15 protein-coding genes are annotated in these 17,496 nt (G+C 63.1%); 4 read left to right on the top strand and 11 right to left on the bottom strand.

Translation table 11 applies throughout. The annotated features are described in order from the left end of the window. Positions 1–25: 25 nt before the first annotated feature. Together KUW18_RS12365 and KUW18_RS12360 are read right to left on the bottom strand one after the other, a co-directional pair. Positions 26–1,000 carry a TAXI family TRAP transporter solute-binding subunit gene (locus KUW18_RS12365; protein WP_206936921.1) on the bottom strand — a complete coding sequence of 325 codons (975 nt, stop codon included), beginning with the start codon at positions 998–1,000 and terminating at the stop codon, positions 26–28. A gap of 165 nt (positions 1,001–1,165) precedes the next feature. Next, a complete protein-coding gene (locus KUW18_RS12360) occupies positions 1,166–2,230 on the bottom strand; it encodes a tartrate dehydrogenase (RefSeq protein WP_222561546.1) in 1,065 nt (354 codons plus the stop codon). A gap of 125 nt (positions 2,231–2,355) precedes the next feature. Here KUW18_RS12360 and KUW18_RS12355 point away from each other — a divergent pair, with 125 nt between their 5' ends. Then, the gene (locus KUW18_RS12355; protein ID WP_206936918.1) at positions 2,356–3,258 is read left to right on the top strand and encodes a LysR family transcriptional regulator; all 903 of its coding nucleotides are present in this window, start codon (positions 2,356–2,358) and stop codon (positions 3,256–3,258) included. Between the two features lie 9 nt (positions 3,259–3,267). Here the strand turns inward: KUW18_RS12355 and KUW18_RS12350 are convergent, their stop codons facing one another. After that, the gene (locus KUW18_RS12350; protein WP_222162939.1) at positions 3,268–4,443 is read right to left on the bottom strand and encodes an NAD(P)/FAD-dependent oxidoreductase; all 1,176 of its coding nucleotides are present in this window, start codon (positions 4,441–4,443) and stop codon (positions 3,268–3,270) included. 330 nt (positions 4,444–4,773) lie between these two features. On the opposite strand from KUW18_RS12350, the gene KUW18_RS12345 reads away from it, so the two are divergent. Then, positions 4,774–5,940, top strand: coding sequence for an efflux RND transporter periplasmic adaptor subunit (locus KUW18_RS12345; RefSeq protein WP_222162938.1), 1,167 nt, complete (start codon positions 4,774–4,776; stop codon positions 5,938–5,940). After that, complete coding sequence (locus KUW18_RS12340; RefSeq protein WP_222561545.1) at positions 5,940–9,053, top strand: efflux RND transporter permease subunit; 3,114 nt, start codon at positions 5,940–5,942, stop codon at positions 9,051–9,053. The genes KUW18_RS12345 and KUW18_RS12340 overlap by 1 nt, the downstream gene beginning before the upstream one ends. Before the next feature lie 9 nt (positions 9,054–9,062). Here the strand turns inward: KUW18_RS12340 and KUW18_RS12335 are convergent, their stop codons facing one another. The 3 genes from KUW18_RS12335 to KUW18_RS12325 all read right to left on the bottom strand — a co-directional run bounded on the left by KUW18_RS12335 (position 9,063) and on the right by KUW18_RS12325 (position 10,501). Further along, the gene (locus tag KUW18_RS12335; protein WP_222561544.1) at positions 9,063–9,251 is read right to left on the bottom strand and encodes an ArsA-related P-loop ATPase; all 189 of its coding nucleotides are present in this window, start codon (positions 9,249–9,251) and stop codon (positions 9,063–9,065) included. 80 nt (positions 9,252–9,331) lie between these two features. Further along, positions 9,332–9,781 carry a VOC family protein gene (locus tag KUW18_RS12330; protein ID WP_261396666.1) on the bottom strand — a complete coding sequence of 150 codons (450 nt, stop codon included), beginning with the start codon at positions 9,779–9,781 and terminating at the stop codon, positions 9,332–9,334. A 201-nt stretch (positions 9,782–9,982) separates the two neighbouring features. After that, positions 9,983–10,501 (bottom strand): hypothetical protein, encoded by a 519-nt coding sequence (locus KUW18_RS12325; protein ID WP_222485638.1) that lies wholly within the window; start codon positions 10,499–10,501, stop codon positions 9,983–9,985. Positions 10,502–10,733: 232 nt separating this feature from the next. Here KUW18_RS12325 and KUW18_RS12320 point away from each other — a divergent pair, with 232 nt between their 5' ends. Further along, the gene (locus KUW18_RS12320; RefSeq protein ID WP_222561543.1) at positions 10,734–11,165 is read left to right on the top strand and encodes an STAS/SEC14 domain-containing protein; all 432 of its coding nucleotides are present in this window, start codon (positions 10,734–10,736) and stop codon (positions 11,163–11,165) included. A gap of 141 nt (positions 11,166–11,306) precedes the next feature. Here the strand turns inward: KUW18_RS12320 and KUW18_RS12315 are convergent, their stop codons facing one another. The 5 genes from KUW18_RS12315 to KUW18_RS12295 all read right to left on the bottom strand — a co-directional run bounded on the left by KUW18_RS12315 (position 11,307) and on the right by KUW18_RS12295 (position 17,459). Beyond that, positions 11,307–12,467 (bottom strand): alpha-hydroxy acid oxidase, encoded by a 1,161-nt coding sequence (locus tag KUW18_RS12315; protein ID WP_222561542.1) that lies wholly within the window; start codon positions 12,465–12,467, stop codon positions 11,307–11,309. Between the two features lie 23 nt (positions 12,468–12,490). Then, positions 12,491–13,486, bottom strand: coding sequence for a 2-hydroxyacid dehydrogenase (locus tag KUW18_RS12310; RefSeq protein ID WP_222561541.1), 996 nt, complete (start codon positions 13,484–13,486; stop codon positions 12,491–12,493). 74 nt (positions 13,487–13,560) lie between these two features. Then, positions 13,561–14,499, bottom strand: coding sequence for a dihydrodipicolinate synthase family protein (locus KUW18_RS12305; protein ID WP_222561540.1), 939 nt, complete (start codon positions 14,497–14,499; stop codon positions 13,561–13,563). Between the two features lie 115 nt (positions 14,500–14,614). After that, complete coding sequence (locus KUW18_RS12300) at positions 14,615–15,736, bottom strand: mandelate racemase/muconate lactonizing enzyme family protein (RefSeq protein WP_206936904.1); 1,122 nt, start codon at positions 15,734–15,736, stop codon at positions 14,615–14,617. A gap of 205 nt (positions 15,737–15,941) precedes the next feature. Further along, positions 15,942–17,459: a tripartite tricarboxylate transporter permease gene (locus KUW18_RS12295; protein WP_224852046.1), complete on the bottom strand. Its 1,518-nt coding sequence runs from the start codon at positions 17,457–17,459 to the stop codon at positions 15,942–15,944. Positions 17,460–17,496 lie beyond the last annotated feature (37 nt).

Below are 17,496 nucleotides of genomic sequence, written 5' to 3'. Positions count from 1 at the left end.
CGCTACATCGGCCGGCCCATGCGCATCAGCCTTCCAGGTTGTCCGGGATGTCGTAGCCGTTTTCCTCGAACCAACGGACCGCTCCCGGATGCCAGGGCATGAAGCTGTTCTGGGAAGCGTTCTCCGGCAGGGTTTCCTTGGCCGAGCCGTGCACCTTGAGCATGCGCTCGTGCTCTTCCATCACCGTCTTAGTCACCTCATACACCAGCCCCTCGGGCATATCCTTGTGGGTGATGGCAAAGTTCCAGATCGACACGGCTGGGGTCGGTTGTTCCAGCGACTGATAGGCACTCGCCGGAATCGACGAAGCGCTTAACGCAGGGAAGTCCTCCAGGAACTGCGCGCTTTCCTCCGGGGAGAACGAGAAGATATTGACGTCGGCTTGCGCCTCGAGCTGACTGAACGCGGAAACCGGTATACCGGAAGCGAAGGCAAAGGCATCGAGCAGGCCATCCTGGACCTGCCCCGCCTGATCAGCGGCGCCGCCATTGCGGGTGTCGACCTCGATACCCAGCTTGTCGAAGATCTGCGGGAAGTAGAGATCACCGGTACCGCCGGCAGGCCCGATGCCGATGGTCTTGCCGTCCAGGTCGGCGATAGAATCGATGCCTGAATCCTTGAGCGCAATGACCTGCAGTGCGGTCTGGTACATCGGGAAGACCGCCCGCACGTCGGTGTGCTCAACCCCTGGCGCCAGCTGGCTGTTGCCTTGCCAGGCCTGATAGGCGGGTCCCATGGTGACCATGCCGAACTCATGCTCGCCCATCTGCACCATGGTGACGTTCTGCACCGGGCCACCGGTGACCTCGGCACCAAACGAAATGCCCGTGCGCTCGCCGACCAGGTTGCCCCAGCCGCTGCCGTAGATGTAATAGGTGGCACCCTGGCTGCCGGTACCGATGGTGACGCTCTGCGGCCAGTCTGCCGAGTCGTCGGAGGCGAAGACCGGGCTAGCGGCGGCAGCGATCAGTGCGCTGACAATAAGCGGTGTGGTGTTCATGGCGTTGCTCCTCGATATTGTGATTGTTGCTGGCAAGCCTCTTGCTGGGCTTGTGGAGCGGAGAGCCGATGGTCTCCGGCTCCCCAGAGACTCACGCAGGTGGACATGACGCTGCGCGAGTCACGTCATCGCCCCCCGAGGCCACGGCTCCAGGGGGAGTCAGGCTTATCCCTGGGCTTCAATATCTGCACAGATGGCGGCGGTCACGTCTCGGGTAGTGGCGTCACCGCCCAGATCCCTGGTCTGCATGCCGGAGGCTGTCAGGCGTTCGATGGCTGCCATCAGGCGTTCTGCGGCAGTGGTTTCGCCGAGGTGTTCAAGCATCATCGCGGCCGTCCAGAACGACCCTACCGGGTTGGCAATGCCTTGGCCTGCGATATCAAAGGCGGAGCCGTGGATCGGCTCGAACATCGATGGAAAGTTGCGTTCCGGGTTCAGGTTGGCGGTCGGGGCGATGCCCAGGCTGCCGGACAGCGCCGCCGCCAGATCAGACAGAATGTCAGCGTGCAGGTTGGTGGCCACCACCACGTCCAGGGTCTCAGGCTTGAGCACCATGCGGGTGGTCACCGCATCCACCAGCTCCCGGTCGATCTCGACCTCGGGAAAGTCCTTGGCCACTTCGAAAAACAGCTGGTCCCAAAGCACCATGCCGTGACGCTGGGCATTGGACTTGGTCACCAGCGTCAGCTTCTTGCGCGGGCGGCTCTGGGCCAGCTCGAAGGCAAAGCGATGGATACGCTCGATGCCCTTGCGCGAAAAGATGGAGAGCTCAGTGCCAATCTCGTCAGGCAACCCCTGATGCACCCGGCCGCCGTTGCCGGAATACTCACCCTCACTGTTTTCACGGACGATCACCCAGTCGATCTTGTCGGCGCCTTGCAGGCGACTCTTGACCCCCGGCAGCACTCTGGCCGGGCGCACATTGGCGTACTGATCGAACCCTTGGCAGATCGCCAGGCGCAGCTCCCACAGTGACACGTGGTCGGGCACGTCTTCGCTGCCCACAGCGCCGAAATAGATGGCATCGAAGCCCTTCAGACGCTCCAGTCCACCGTCGGGAATGTACTGCCCCTGCTCCAGGTAGCGCTTGGAGCTCCAGTCAAAGTCTTCAAATTCGAAGCCGAAGTCGCCACTTTTCTTGGCCAGAGCCTGCAGTACTTGCTTGCCCGCTTCGATGACTTCCAGCCCGATCCCATCGCCGGGCATGATCGCTACCTTGTGTATTCTCATCTGTCTTGGACCTCGTTGACGGACCAGAAAACCTGGTCATTGATGGTGTCAACGAAGGCTAAGTGACAGCAGGAAATAGCGGCAATAGACTGGCGGTTGAAGCTACCTTGACCCTAGGGTTAACCATGAAATCCATTGCCGATCTCGAATTCTTTGTCTACCTGTGCGAAGCCGGCAGCCTGTCCCGCGCCGCCAAGGACCTGGATATCACTCCCGCTGCGGCCAGCAAGCGATTGGCAAACATGGAGAAAGCGCTGGAGACTCAGCTGTTTTATCGCACCCCGCGTGCGATGAGTGTGACGCCGGATGGGGTGGTGATGCTGCGCTATGCCAAGCGAATGCTGGCCGATATGGCATCACTACAACGCGCCCTGAAGGTCAATTCCGACGACACCTCGGGACAGATTCGGATCAACGCGCCTTTCGGTTTTGGCCGCCGACATATCGCCCCTTTTGTTGCGACGTTTGTCGAACAATATCCCGGTATCGACTGCCAGCTTCAGCTATCGGACCACCCGCTCAACCTGGTGGCCAATGCCTTTGATATCGGCATTCGCTTCGGCAGCCTGCCTGACTCAGGACTGCATGCGCGCAAGATCGCCTCACATCGCCGCCTGCTGTGCGCCTCGCCAGCCTATCTGGACCGACACGGCCATCCCCGAACACCGGAGGAACTCAGCGATCACAACTGCATAGTGCTCAGGCAGAACGACGACACCTACGGCAACTGGCGCTTTACCCGCGGCGAGCGCCACCATCAGATCAAGGTCCGCGGCAACCTGTCCGCCAACGACGGTGAGAGTGTCCTGACCTGGGCGATGCGCGGACACGGCATCGCCGTAAGGGCAGAGTGGGACGTGCACGAGCATCTGGCACAGGGACGACTGGTGCAGGTACTGCCCGACTATCAGCTCCCCAACGCCGACATCTACGCCGTCTATCCCTACGCCGACCACCTGCCCACCCGCATTCGTCGCTTTATCGACCACCTGGTCAGCGAGATGGAAGCTCTGCCCTGTGCTACTTGAGCTGATTGCCTACAGCGACTGCCCGCAGGCGACGGCACTGGCCCATGCCCACTGGAAGTTGTAGCCGCCAAGCTCGCCGGTCACATCCAGGACCTCACCGATAAAGCGCAGCTGCGGCAGGCCCTGGACCTCGAAGGTCTTCGAGGAGATGGCGTCGACCGCCACGCCCCCCATGGTCACTTCCGCTGTGCGCCAGCCTTCAGTGCCGGCGGGCTTGATGCGCCAGCGGTTGAGGGATTCGGCCCAGGACGCGAGGCTTGCGTTGGAACGCTCGGCCAGCACGCCATCATCCCCGTGCCACTCCACCAGCGCCTGAGCCAGGCGCTTCGGGTAGCGCTCGGACAGCCAGGTCGACAAGCGCCGCTTCGGCGTCTCTCGGCGGGCGATACACAGCGCCTCAAAGGCGTCTTCACCGGGGAGCAGGTCAATCTCTAGGTCATCGCCGGGCTGCCAATAGCTTGATATCTGCAGCATGGCAGGGCCCGACAGCCCGCGATGGGTGAACAGCAGCGGCTCGCGGTACTCGCCACCGCGACAGCGGGCGACGACATCCGTCGACAGACCCGACAGCGCCGAAGCCCGCTCCTTCCATTGCGATGTCAGGGTGAACGGCACCAGGGCCGCCCGAGTCTCGGTGACCTCAAGCCCAAACTGGCGGGCAATATCGTAGCCAAAGCCACTGGCACCCATGGTCGGAATCGACAGGCCTCCTGTGGCGATGACCACGGCTCCCGCCTCGATGCGACCGGCCGAGGTCGTCAGGCGCATGCCTTCCCCCTGGCGTTCGATGCGCTCGACGCGGGTCTTCAAGCACAGCTCGACACCGGCCCAGTCACACTCGGTCAACAGCACGTTGAGCAGATCCTTGGCGGAGTCGGCGCAGAACAGCTGACCGGGGGCCTTTTCTACGTACTCCAGACCATGCCGCTCTACCAGCTCGACAAAATGGTCGGGGCGATAGCGCTTGAGGGCCGAAATGCAAAAGTGCGGGTTCGCGGAAAAGAAGTTGGCAGCGGAGGTCGCCATATTGGTGAAGTTGCAGCGGCCGCCGCCTGACATCAGGATCTTCTTGCCCGGCTTGTTGGCGTGATCGATCACCATGACCGAGCGACCGGCGTAGCCGGCCGTGAGCGCACACATTAACCCCGCGGCACCCGCGCCAATGATGACCACATCCACCTTCATACGACTGCTCCCCACACCCTGACAAAGCCGCCAATACTAGCAAACAGTGCGCCATGAATCGCCCAGCTTCGACGCCCTGACGTCACGCTCTGCCGTCTCGCGGGTGAAACGGGCGTGTGCAACGCTCTGTTGTTATCCGGCGAACGACTTGCGAAAACAATGTGCAAGTGCACCAGGCTCGGGCTATCAACGCCATGTCTCCGGCATGCTGTCGCTATACTCGGACATTCTGTCACTCAAGGTGACCCACCCGTTTCGTTGTCACGCTCCGCCGAAGGGCTGCCGGGTGTCGACGCCGCTGCTTCGCCCATGTTTATCAGGACGATTACCATGCCACTACGCTTACCACGGTCACCTTTCTTGCCGAAAACTGCATCACGGCACCGGAAAGGCTGCCTGGCATGGGCCAACGCCCTGCTCCCGGCGCTCGCTCTGTTTGCTACCCCCTCCCACGCTCAGCAGGCCCCCGGAACCACACCGCAAGGACCACCGCCGACCCCGATCATCGCTGCAGAGGTGGTGCTAGACGACTGGTCAGACCCGCTGGAATCTCTGGGCACGCTGTCCGCCAATGAGAGTGTCACCCTATCGGCCACGGTGACGGACACGGTGTCGGCGATCAATTTCGAGGGCGGTGAAGAAGTCAGCCAGGGCGATATTCTGGTGGAGCTATCCGATACCGAAGAGCGTGCGGCCCTGCGCGAGGCCCAGGCCTTGCGTACCGAGCGCCAGAACGCAGTCAACCGGTTCGCCCAACTGCAAAGCCGCAACCTGGCGCCGCGAGCCGATGTAGAAGACAGTCGTGCCCAGCTGCAGCAGGTGGATGCCACCATCGCCGGGTTCGAAGCCATGCTCGACAACTACCGCGTCCGCGCGCCCTTCGACGGCGTGGTCGGGGTACGCGATATCAGCGTGGGTACCCTGGTCACGCCGGGCACCGAGCTGACCACCCTCGACGACATCTCGCGCATGAAGCTCGACTTCGACGTTCCTGAGGTGCAGCTGGGTTCGCTATCGCGTGGTCTTAGTCTGTCCGCGACGACCGCCGCCTATCCAGAGCGTGTATTCGAGGGCGAGATCGCCACCATCGATTCTCGAGTGGACCCGGTGAGTCGCAGCATCACCGTGCGGGCTCTGCTCGACAACGACGAACGACTGCTGCGACCAGGAATGCTGATGCGTGTGACCATTGCCCGAAGCCCCCGCCAGGCGCTGGTCATTCCCGAGTCGGCCCTGGTCCCCGAAGGCCAGCGCCAGCGGGTCTGGGTGTTGCCCTCAAGGGAGGACAGCGACGTGGTGCAGCGAGATATCGAAGTCGGCTCTCGCCGCGAGGGCGACGTCGAGGTCATCGACGGACTCGAGGCTGGAGAGCTGGTCGTGACCCACGGCAACGATCGACTGCACGAGGCTTCCCGGGTCGAGCTGATCGGCATCGAGGACGAGACCACCAGCGTCAGCGACATCCTGCTTGAGCAGCGCCAGGAGGGCGACCGCTGATGCGCCTGTCCGATGTGTCCGTCCAGCGACCGGTGCTGGCCACCGTCATGGCCGCGCTGATTGTCGCCTTTGGCCTGCTTGCCCTGACCCGCCTGCCGCTGCAGGAATATCCCACCATCGACCCGCCCATCGTCAGCATTCGCACCGCTTACCCTGGCGCCTCAGCCGATGTGGTCGAGACCCGCATCACCCAAGTACTGGAGGAGCGTATCGCCGGCATCGCCGGGATCGAGGTCATTTCCTCTACGTCTACTGACGGCAATTCGAACATCAACGTCGAGTTCAGCCTGTCCACCGATATCGACGCCGCCGCCAACGACATGCGCGACCGGATCTCTGGCGCCGCCGACAACTTGCCCGATGAAGCCGACCCACCGGAGGTGCGCAAGGAAGACACCAGCTCCGAGGTGGTGATGTGGCTGATGCTGTCCGGCGAGGGCTACACCACGGCAGAGCTGACCGACTACGCCGAACGCTATCTGGTGGACAGCTTTTCGGTCCAGGAAGGCGTTTCGGGGGTGTTCGTCGGCGGCGCCAAGGAATACGCCATGCGGGTGTGGCTCGACAACGATGCCCTGGCCGCCCGCGGGCTGACCGTCAGCGACGTGGAGTCGGCCCTGCGGGCAGAGAACGTGGAGCTGCCCGGGGGCGCGGTGGAATCCCAGGACCGCCAGTTCATGGTACGCCTGCCGCGCAGCTTCTCGACCCCGGAAGACTTCCGTGCGCTGGTACTGGACCGCGGCGAAGGCGGCTACCTGGTCAGGCTGTCCGATGTCGCCCGGGTAGAGCTTGGCACCGTCGAGGAGCGCTCGCTGTTTCGCGGCAACGGCAACACGGTGGTGGGGCTCGGCATGGTCAAGCAGTCCACCGCCAACGTCATGGCCCTGTCCAGTGCCGTGCGCGCCGAGATGGAGCGCCTCTCCCCTCGCCTGCCCGATGGCATGAGTCTGTCGCTCAACTATGACGCCTCGACCTTCGTTTCCGGTGCCATCCGCGAGGTGGTCAGTACCCTGTTGATCGCCATTGGCCTGGTGGTGGTGGCGATCTTCGTGTTTCTTGGCAACCTGCGCACCACCCTGGTCCCTGCGGTCACCGTGCCGGTCACCCTGATCGGCACCTTTGCGGCCCTGGCCGCCATGGGCTTTACCATCAACCTGCTGACGTTGCTCGCCCTGGTGCTGGCCATCGGCCTGGTGGTGGACGACGCCATCGTGGTGCTCGAGAACATCCACAGGCGCATGCACCTGTACGGCGAAACGCCCTTGGTGGCCGCCTTCCGCGGCGCCCGCCAGCTGGCCTTTGCGGTAATTGCCACCAGCCTGGTGCTGATCGCCGTATTTGTGCCGCTGAGCTTCATCCAGGGAGACGTCGGCAAGCTGTTCACCGAATTTGCCCTGACACTGTCGGCGGCGGTGGCCATTTCCACCCTGCTGGCGCTGACCCTGACACCGATGATGGCTTCCAAGATCCTGTCATCGAGTCTCCACGAAGGGCGCCTGGCTCACCTTGTCGATCAAGGCTTGCAGCGTGCCCAGGGGGTCTATCGGCGCTGCCTCGAGGCGGTCCTGAAAGCGCGCTGGCTGGTGGTGGCCTGTTTCGTCGCCATGCTCGCCGGCATCGCCTGGCTCTACCCCCAGCTACCCGCCGAGTACACGCCCAGAGAGGACCGCGGCACTTTCTTCGTCATCATCAGCGGTCCCCCTGGCGCCACCTTCTCCTATATGGAGGACTACATGGACGAGGTGGAAGCCCGACTGCTCCCGCTGCGCGAGTCCGGCGAGGTCGAGCGCGTGTTGATCATCGCCCCCCAGGGCCGCGGCAATACCGAGAATTTCAATTCCGGCTTCAGCATCGTTGGCCTGTCGGACTGGGCCGAACGACGCCCCGCCTGGCCGATCATGAATGAAGTTCGCCAATCCCTGGCAGAACTGCCGGGCATTCGTGCCTTCCCGGTCATGCGCCAAGGCTTCGGTGGGGGTACCGAACAGGGCCTGCAGTTCGTGCTAGGCGGCGGTAGCTATGAGCAGCTGGCCACCTGGCGCGATGCATTGATGGACCATATCCGCCAGACCAACCCCAACCTGCTCAACCTGGAAAGTGACTACGAGGAGAATCAGCCCCAGCTCAACGTCAATATCGACTACACCCGGGCGGCGGACCTTGGCGTCACCGTCAGCGAGATTGGCCGCACCCTGGAGACCCTGCTCGGCGGGCGCACAGTGACCCGTTTCACCGATCAGGGCGAGGAGTACGACGTTATCCTCGAGGGTGAACGCGGCTCCAATCCAACGCCCAGTTCACTGGACAACGTGCGGGTGCGCTCCGATCGCAGCGGCGAGCTGATTCCGCTCTCAAGTCTGGTTACCGTGGAAGCCTTCGCCGGCCCCAGCCAGCTCAATCGCTACAACCGGCTGCGTGCGGTGACGCTTCAGGCCGACCTGGCCGACGGTTACTCCATGGGCGAGGCCCTCGACTATCTCGAAAATGCCGTCAACGAGGTGCTGCCAGCGGGCGTACAGACCGACGTCAAAGGGGCGGCCCGTGACTATCGGGAGTCCACGGGCGCGACCACTTTCCTGCTGGTGCTCGGAACGCTGGTGGTGTTCCTGGTTCTGGCGGCCCAGTTCGAGAGCTTTATCCACCCCCTGGTGATCATGCTGACGGTACCGCTGGCCATCGGCGGCGCCCTGCTCGGGCTGTGGCTGACGGGACAGTCCCTCAATATCTACAGTCAGGTAGGGCTGGTCATGCTGGTGGGGCTGGCCGCCAAGAACGGTATCCTGATCGTCGAATTCGCCAATCAGTTGAGAGATGAAGGCATCGCCTTCCGTGAAGCGCTGATGCGAGCCGCCATGACCCGCCTGAGGCCCATCGTGATGACCTCGGTGACCACCATCGCCGGCAGCGTACCGCTGATCCTGTCCAGCGGCGCCGGTGCCGAGACGCGCATGGTCATCGGCACGGTGATCTTCACCGGCGTCGCCGCCGCCACTTTCTTTACGCTGTTCGTGGTCCCGGTGGCCTACGACCTGATGGCACGGCGCACCGGGTCTCCCGGGGATGTGGCGCGCAAGCTGGAACGCGAAATGGAACAGTCGCCGGAAGCCCACTGAAGCAGAGCGTCACAGGCCCGCTTGCTCAAGACAGCTGGCCAGACGCTCCAGGGCATCGACACCCTGGATATCAGTGGGCAACCAGGGCACCCGGGGACGCGGCAAGTGGGCAAAGGTCTCATCGATGCGGCTCAGGTAGCTCTGCTCCTGAGCGCGCCGGGATGCCAGGAAAGCGCCATCGGCCTCTTCCGGCAGCACCCCTCCCCCTAGATACCACCTTCAAAACTATGCCAAAAACAGCATTTTAGATATCTGCCAGGATGGCGACCGAGATCAATTCACGGACCAGGTTTGCCGGATGGGCCTGGCCAGAAGGAGGGATGGTGGGCCACTTCCCAGAGATGTCCGTCGGGGTCGGCAAAGTAGCCCGAGTAGCCTCCCCAGAACACCTGTTGACCCGGTTTGAGCAGCGTGCCTCCCGCGGCTTTGGCCTGGGCCAGCACCGCATTCACCTCATCAATGTCGCGAGCCATATAGGCCAGGGTCACGCCACGAAAGCCCTCGCCACCGGCATTGACCATCACATCCTCGGCAAGCGCGTTCCAGCCATAGAGGGCCAGCCACGTGCCTTGCAGGGTGAAGAAAGCGATCTTGGCGTCATCTTCCTCTAGACGTGGCCAACATAGTCCGTGCTGATAAAACTCGATGGCCCGATCAAGCGATTGGACCCCGAGGGTAATCAGTCCGATACGCGGCTCCGGTGGGCGGGGTTCGGCCTTTGGCATCATTCGACTCTCCATTCCTGAGGCGTTACACGCCATGCTGAGAGCCTAGACGGGAAACCTTGCATGCTGGATGCGTAAACACCCGCCGTGCCGAAATGACACAGCGGGTATCTGTCGGGTATCGGTGTGGTTCAGTTATTCGCCGTCTGGCTAGGCCATTCTCTGTGGCCCCGCCGGCGGCCTGGCTGGGTGCGGGAAACAGGCTCAGCCTTCAACGACCAGGGTGTAGTCCAGGGTCGGGTTAAGCGGGCAGGAATAGACGTACTCACCGGGCTCCAGGCTGATGGCAAAATCCTTGGTCTGTCCGGCGGCCAACCCGCCCCCTGATACGCTGGGCAGACGCGCACGGTTGACCAGCCCATCCCCGCGCAGCCAGAAGCCCAGTTCGTAGGGGACACCTTCGTTCTTGACCCGAAAGACGTAGTCGCCAGGGGTCAGGTGGATCACCTTGGACGCGGCCAGACGAGCCTCGCCCGTCTCATCATTAAAGGCCTCGCAGTCAGCCTTGCTGCGCGGTTGGACACCATGGTGGGTGCCGTTTTCGCTTTCCAGGAATTGACAGCCCACCTGGGTCAGCTCGATCACCCTGGGAGACGCGGCGTGGGACTCAGCGGCCTGGGCGGGAGCCGTCCAGCCGATCGTCCCGGCCAACCCGAGCGCCAACGCCCAACTCGCCCACCACCCCCTGTTGCCGCCGTGAACACTCGTTGCCCGAGCTTGCATAAAGGCCACCCTCGTTTGCATGATGATGAAGGCGAGGCAAGAGGCCTTCGCCCTGCTCCATCGTCGTCGCCAACCGACCAAGGGGCCTTACAGGTACAACGTCAGGCCTTTCCAACGTAAGCCCGCGCAGCGCCCGTCGCGGCCAGCAGCGACTATGCTGAACATGGTGCTCCAGGTTTGCTCCCGCGACCTGGCGACGCGCCCCCACCGTCCCCCGACAAGGAGATTTCCGATGCTCGAGCAGATTCCACATCCCGCTGATCATGTGGTGGCCATCCGTGCTGGTGGCACCGTGACCGCTCAGGAACTGCAGCAGGCCATCGACCTCATCGAAGCCGCCAAGAAGCGCTGCCCCAAGGTCAGCATGGTGGCCGAGCTTGATGACCTGCGTTGGATGACGCTGACCGCGCTGCTGCGAGACCTTGGCTACGGGCTGACGCAGATTGGGGAGCTCGACCACTATCATCGTGCCGCCGTGATCACCGACAAGGAGTGGATCAAGCACGTCGCCCATCTGGAAGATCGGCTGGTGAAGAAGATCGAGATCCGCACCTTTTCACACAAGGAGCGGGACGCCGCCATGGCCTGGGTCGCTGCGCTGCCGCCAGGCGCTGACGCAGCAAGCGGGGATGAGCCGGAACGAGATGGCTATCACGGCGCCTGACGGCCCGGCTCCCGACACCAGCTCCGTGCCTACTCGAGATAGCAGACAGCACGGACAGGGGCGCTCAGCCGAGCGCCCCTGTCACTGTATCTGTATCTGTATCGCTACGCCTTCCAGCCGACTACAAGAACAATCTCCTGTTCAGCTGCTCTTTCTCAATGAGTGGAGCCCCAGCTGGTCGAGCCGGGTGATGCCGAGCAGCGCCATGTTGCGCTCGATTTCCTCGCTCAACAGGCGTGTGGCGTGGGCCACACCAGCAGGTCCTGCGACGCTGGCGGCGTAGTTGTAGGGGCGGCCGATAAAGACAAAGTCAGCCCCCAGCGCCAGCGCTTTCAGCACCTGGCCACCGCGCCGAAAGCTGCCATCGATCATGACCGGGATAGCGCCCTCGGTCGCCTCGAGCACTTCAGGAAGCATGGTCAGGGGCGCCACCGTGGCATCCAGCTGGCGCCCTCCATGATTGGAAACGATCAGCCCGTCGGCACCGATGTCCCGCGCCCGACGCGCATCATCGGGATGCAGAATCCCCTTGACCACCAGTTTGCCCGGGAAGCGCGAGCGCACGTGCTCCAGGGTCGACCAGTCGAGATGACGACGCCCGGCAAAATCACGGGCCGCATGCTTGGCCAGTACCGGTACGCCACGGGTGGCAAAGTTGTTTTCAAAGTGAGGCACGCCATGGCGATACAGCGTTCGCAGGAAGGTGCCGAACAGCCAGCGAGGCCGCGTCACCCCATCCCAGGCGAGCCTGACACTGGGCTTCAAGGGGCTGGAGAAGCCCGCTCTGCGGTGGTTTTCAGGATTGGGCGGCACCGCATAGTCCACCGTGACCACCAGACGGGTATAGCCCGCCTGTATGACCCGATCAAGCAAGGCGTCGATGCCTTCCAGGGTGCCTGGCAGATAGGCCTGGAACCACTCGGCACCGTGTGACTCAGCGAGCGCTTCCATGGGAATCAGGGACGAGCCGCTGACGATCATCGGAATCCCTGCTCGGCGGGCTTCATCGGCCAGCACCCGGTCACCCTGATAGGCGGTCAGGGCACTGATGCCCATCGGGGCAATCCCGAAGGGCTGGGCATAGCGCTGTCCCAGCAACTCCACTTCGGTGGAGGTCGTCGAGACATTCACCAGCGCTCGCGGCAGCCACTGATAACGATCGAAGGCCTCGCGACTGGCACGCGCCGTGGCGCCCTCTTCCGCGACGCTGGCCACATAGCCAAACAGCGGACGCGGCAAGTGACGACGGGCCACCCGCTCGAAGTCATCAAGGCTGTAGATGTCATCGAGACACCGCTTCATTCGCTCTCTCCCTTCCTTGTTATTCACCGAGGGTCGTCGGCCAGGACACCGCCATTGACCGCGTCCACCTCTCCGCGTCCCGTCAGAGCATTGATCAGATTGGCGACCGCGCGCCCAGCCATGGCGGCACGCGTCTCATGGGTCGCCGAGCCAATGTGCGGCAACACCACCACATTGTCCATTCGGCATAGGGGTGAGTCGGGGTTCAGCGGCTCCTGTTCAAACACATCCAGCCCAGCCGCGCGAATCACGCCACGCTGCAGCGCATCGATCAACGCCTGCTCGTCCACCACCTTGCCCCTGGCCACATTGATCAAGGCGGCCGATGGCTGCATGCGCGCCAGCGCGGCGGCGTCGATCAGGTGGTGGGTGTCCTCCCGATACGGGACGCTCAAGCAGACGATATCGGCACGCTCCAGCAGCTCGTCCAGCGAGCAACGCTCGGCCCCCAGCTGCTGCTCCAGAGACGGCTTGGGGGTGGACGCGGCATACAGCACCGGCATGTTGAACCCCTGCGCGGCGCGCCTGGCGATGGCCGCCCCGATACGGCCGGCGCCAACAATGCCCAGCACCTTACCGTGCACGTCATGACCGAAATGCTGGGGGCCAACATGGTTCTGCCAGCGCCCCTCGCGCACCATGCAGGATAGCTCCACCAGCCGCCGTTGAGTGGCCATGATCAGGGCGAACGCTGTATCCGCGGTGGTTTCCGTCAGCACATCCGGCGTGTTGCACAGCAGGATACCGCGACGATTCATCGCCGCCAGCGGCAGATTGTCGTAACCCACCGAAATGGTCGACACCACCTTCAGCTGCGGTGCGCGCTCAAGTGCCGCGTCATCCAGCTCCAGCTTGCCGCCAATCAGGCCATGGGCCCTGGCCAGCGCGGCGTCATACTCGGCACGATTGCCGTCATGCAGCTCATCAAAGTAGTCGACCTGGGCCACCGCCTGCAGCGCGGCCAGGTGCGCCTCGCTCAATCTGCGCAGGGCCACAATCCTGAGGTCGTGTTGTGCCATAGTACGTGACTTAGTACGTGTCTTAGTACGTGCCATCGTGCTTGCCATGCTGATGCCCTCGTTCACCCATCCTGTTAGTGGGACACATCTTTGCCTTCCGGCATGCTGAACCCCTGAGCCTCGAGCGCTGCCAGCAAGGACTGCCGGCGCTGGCTATCCAGCTCGACCAGCGGCGGCCGCAGCCGGTGCCAGTCGTCGACACCCGAGAAGCTCGCCTTGGCGGCCTTCATGGCGGGAATCACCGGGTAGCTTTCGAACAGATCACGCACCTGGTTGAGGCCAGCCTGACGCTGGTCGGCGTCGGCGTCTTGCCACGCACCGGCAAGCGCTGCGATGGCCGCGGGGTTGACGTTGGCCGTGGCACTGATGCAGCCGGCTCCCCCTGCCCGCAAGGTATCGAGCAGGAAACGTTCGCTGCCCGCATACACCTCGAAGCCGTCAGCGGCAAAGCGCTCGATCAGGTTCAGGGTATGAGCCCAGTCCCCACCGCTGTCCTTGATGCCAACCACGGTCTGTGGGAAGGCATCACGCAGACGTTCGATCAACCCCAGCGACAGCGGGACCTGCGCCACCGGCGGAATATGGTAGAGGAACACCTTCAAGCGGGAATCGCCGACCCGCTCGATGACCTCGGCGTAGTAACGAAACAGCCCTTCATCACTGACCCCCTTGTAGTAGAACGGAGGCAACATCAGCACCCCAGCGGCCCCCATCTGCACCGCATCACGGGTCAGCGCCACACTGTCATCGATGGCGCAGTGGCCTGTACCAGGCATCATCCGCGCCGGATTCAGCCCGGCTCGCTCCAGACGGCTTAAAAGGTCGCGCTTCTCGGTGACACTCAGGGAGTTGGCCTCGGAGTTGGTGCCAAACACCGCCAGCCCCACACCGTGGGACTGGAGCCAACGACAGTGGTCGATCAGCCTCGGCGTATCCACGCTCAGCGACGATGTAAAGGGAGTAATGACCGGCGCCCAGGCGCTGCCCCGGCGTTCAGGATGGTTCGCGTTCATGATGTGGATTCCTCACGCTGTACAGGGCGGCAGATTGACGACGTCACATGCCGCTATTCCATGGCTAGACCGTGCCTCAAAAGCGGGCCTCAAGAGCGGGTCTCAAGAACCGGTCTCACGACCATGGCTCGCTGGCGTAACGCTCCAGCGCATCGCTGCAGAAGTTGAAGCCGAGCCCAGGGGTCTTGGGCAGCAGCAGGTTGCCGTCGGCAAACTCCAGCTGGGTATCGACCAGGCGGCGGAAGTTGAGCACCTGATCGTCGGCAAAGAATTCCACCATGCGCGCGTTCGGGGCCGACGCCACCAGATGGACATGCAAGTCATGGAACCAATGGGGATAGACCTCGACGCCAAAGCTCGCCGCCGTCGCAGTGATTCGACGAAACTCGGTGATGCCGCCACAGACGGCGGCGTCGGTCTGCAGGATCATCGCCGCGTCCTGCTCCAGCAGCTCCTTGAAGCGCCACCGCCCGGCCTCGATCTCACCGGTGGCGACCGGCACCGGCGTCCGCTCTGCCAGACGGCGATGGTTGTCGATGTCATCAGGGCTGAACGGTTCCTCGATCCAGTAAGGGGCATAGGGCTCAGCCATGCGCATAAAGGCCAGCGCCGACGGCAGGTCTCGCCAGGCATTATTGGCATCGAGCATGACCGCCACGTTCGGCCCCACCGCTTCGCGCACCGCTGCCAGTCGGGCCTCCTCGCCTGCGAGATCGTCGCGCCCCACCTTCATCTTCACCGCCTTGAAGCCCTGCGCCACATAGCCGGCCATCTCCTCGGCCAGCAAGGCGGGCGTCTTGCCCTCCAGGTAATAGCCACCGCTGGCATAGGCCGGGACCGACTCGCTGTCGCTGGCCCCCAGATACTTGAACAAGGGCAGCCCGGCGGCACGGGCATTGCGGTCCCACAGTGCCGTATCCAGGATGCTGATGGCTCGCATCACCGAGCCACTTCGACCATGCAGCAACGACTCCTGATACATGGCCTGCCACACGCCTTCCGTGGCGTGGGCGTCGGCCCCCAACAGCACCGGTCTTAGCAACTCACGCACCGCCTGTGACACCAGTGCGCCGGCGTTATTGCCGCCGTAGCAGAAGCCGATACCCACCACTCCGTCATCGCCTTCGACCTCGACCAGTGCATAGTCACGCTTGAACACCTGGCGGTTGGAGAAACTGGTGGGGTGATCCAATGGAACGCTGACGGTACGAGCACGAACATCGGTAATACGGGTCATGGCGAACTCCTTGAGACATTGTTGTTGGATCTGTCTGTTTCGGGCGTGTCTATTTCAGGCGTGTCTGTGTCGGACCTGCCTATTTCAAACGTGTCTATTTCAAACGTGCCTAGGGTCGATACCCGGCGATCCACCCTGGAGGACGAACGCCGGGGGTGGGCACTGTGCCCCGGCGCTCTAGCCGCGCTCTAGCCACGTTCTGGCGCTAGCCCGTGCGGCCCCGGCGTGAGGCGCCGGTCAGTCGTCCCCGCAGCCAGCGGAAGAAGGGCGTTGCCTGGAGGATCGACAGCACCGCGATACCCAGCAGCACCATGGCGATGGGACTGTTGAGGAAAATCACGGGACTGTTTTGACCAATCAGCATCGACTGCTGAAAGCTGGTTTCCATTACCGGCCCCAGGATCAGGCCAATGACCATCGGAGCTGGCGAGATACCGGCCTTGTTCATCCAGTAGCCGAACAGCCCGAACCCCAGCATCAGCCCTACCTCGAACAGACTGTTGTTGATCGCGAAGGCGCCGATCACGCAGAGCGTGATGATGGCGCAGGCGACGAAGCTGTCCGGCACCTTGGTCACGCCCACGCAGACACGGGTGAAGGCCAGGCCGACCGCCAGCAGGCCCACATTGGCCAGAATCACCGCCCAGATCAGGGTGTAGGTCACGTCGCCGTAGTCGGTCAGCAGGTTGGGGCCAGGCAGAATGCCCTGAACCATCAGCGCGCCGAGCAGAATCGCGGTGGAAGAACTGCCTGGAATGCCCAGGGCGATGGTGGGAATCAGAGCACCGCCGACAACGGCGTTGTTGGCGGACTCCGGGGCCGCGACCCCCGCGATGTCACCCTTGCCGAAACGGCTCTTGTCCTTGGCGAAGCGCTTGGCCTCGTTGTAGGCAAACCAGCTGGCGGTATCGCCCCCCGTGCCGGGGATCAAGCCAGTCACGATCCCGATACCGCCTGAGCGCAGAATGTTCGGCATCAATTGGCGCAGCTCCCTGAACCGCGGTACCAGGCGGTCGGTGATCTTGCTTGCCACCTTATCGTTGTCGTGGGCGTTCTCCAGCAGGATCAATGCCTGGGGAATCGAGAACAGCCCAATCAGCGCCACCGTGAACTCGATGCCTGAAAACAGGTTGATGTTGCCGAAGGTCATGCGTGGAGTGCCGGTGATCAGGTCCATGCCCACGGTACTGAGCAGAAGCCCCATCACCCCCGACAGCAGGCCGCTGACGATGGAGCCCTGGGACAAGGAACCAATGATGGTGATGCCAAGCACGGCAATGGCAAACAGCTCGACCGGGCCGAACTTGAGCACCAGCACGCCGAGCAGCGGTGCCGCCGTCAACAGCGCGACGCCGCTCATCAATCCCCCGAAGAAGGAGGCAAACAGCGAAATCCCCAGCGCCTTGCCCGCTTGCCCCTGCTGGGACAGCGGAAATCCGTCCAGCACGGTCGCAGCAGCCGAAGGGGTACCAGGGGTACGCAGCAAGATGGCGGCGATGGAGCCACCGTAGGAAGCGCCGACGTACAAAGAGGCCAGCATGCTAAGCCCGGTCGCCGGGTCCATGGTAAAGGTCAGTGGCAGCAGCAAGGCCAATGCCATGGTGGCGGACAGCCCAGGCATGGCGCCGACAAACAGCCCCAGCAAGGTACCGCCGAGGATCAGTGACACATTGGTCAGGGTGAGCACATTGCTCAACCCCACCATGACGAGATTTTCGTTCATAGGGTCAGGCTCCAGGTTCGCTCAGATGCGCTCAAGG

This window comes from Halomonas sp. DP5Y7-2 (genome assembly GCF_019802025.1).
In the GTDB taxonomy this organism is placed as follows: Bacteria; Pseudomonadota; Gammaproteobacteria; order Pseudomonadales; family Halomonadaceae; genus Halomonas; species Halomonas litopenaei_A.
This window is presented reverse-complemented; position numbering and strand designations above follow the sequence as displayed.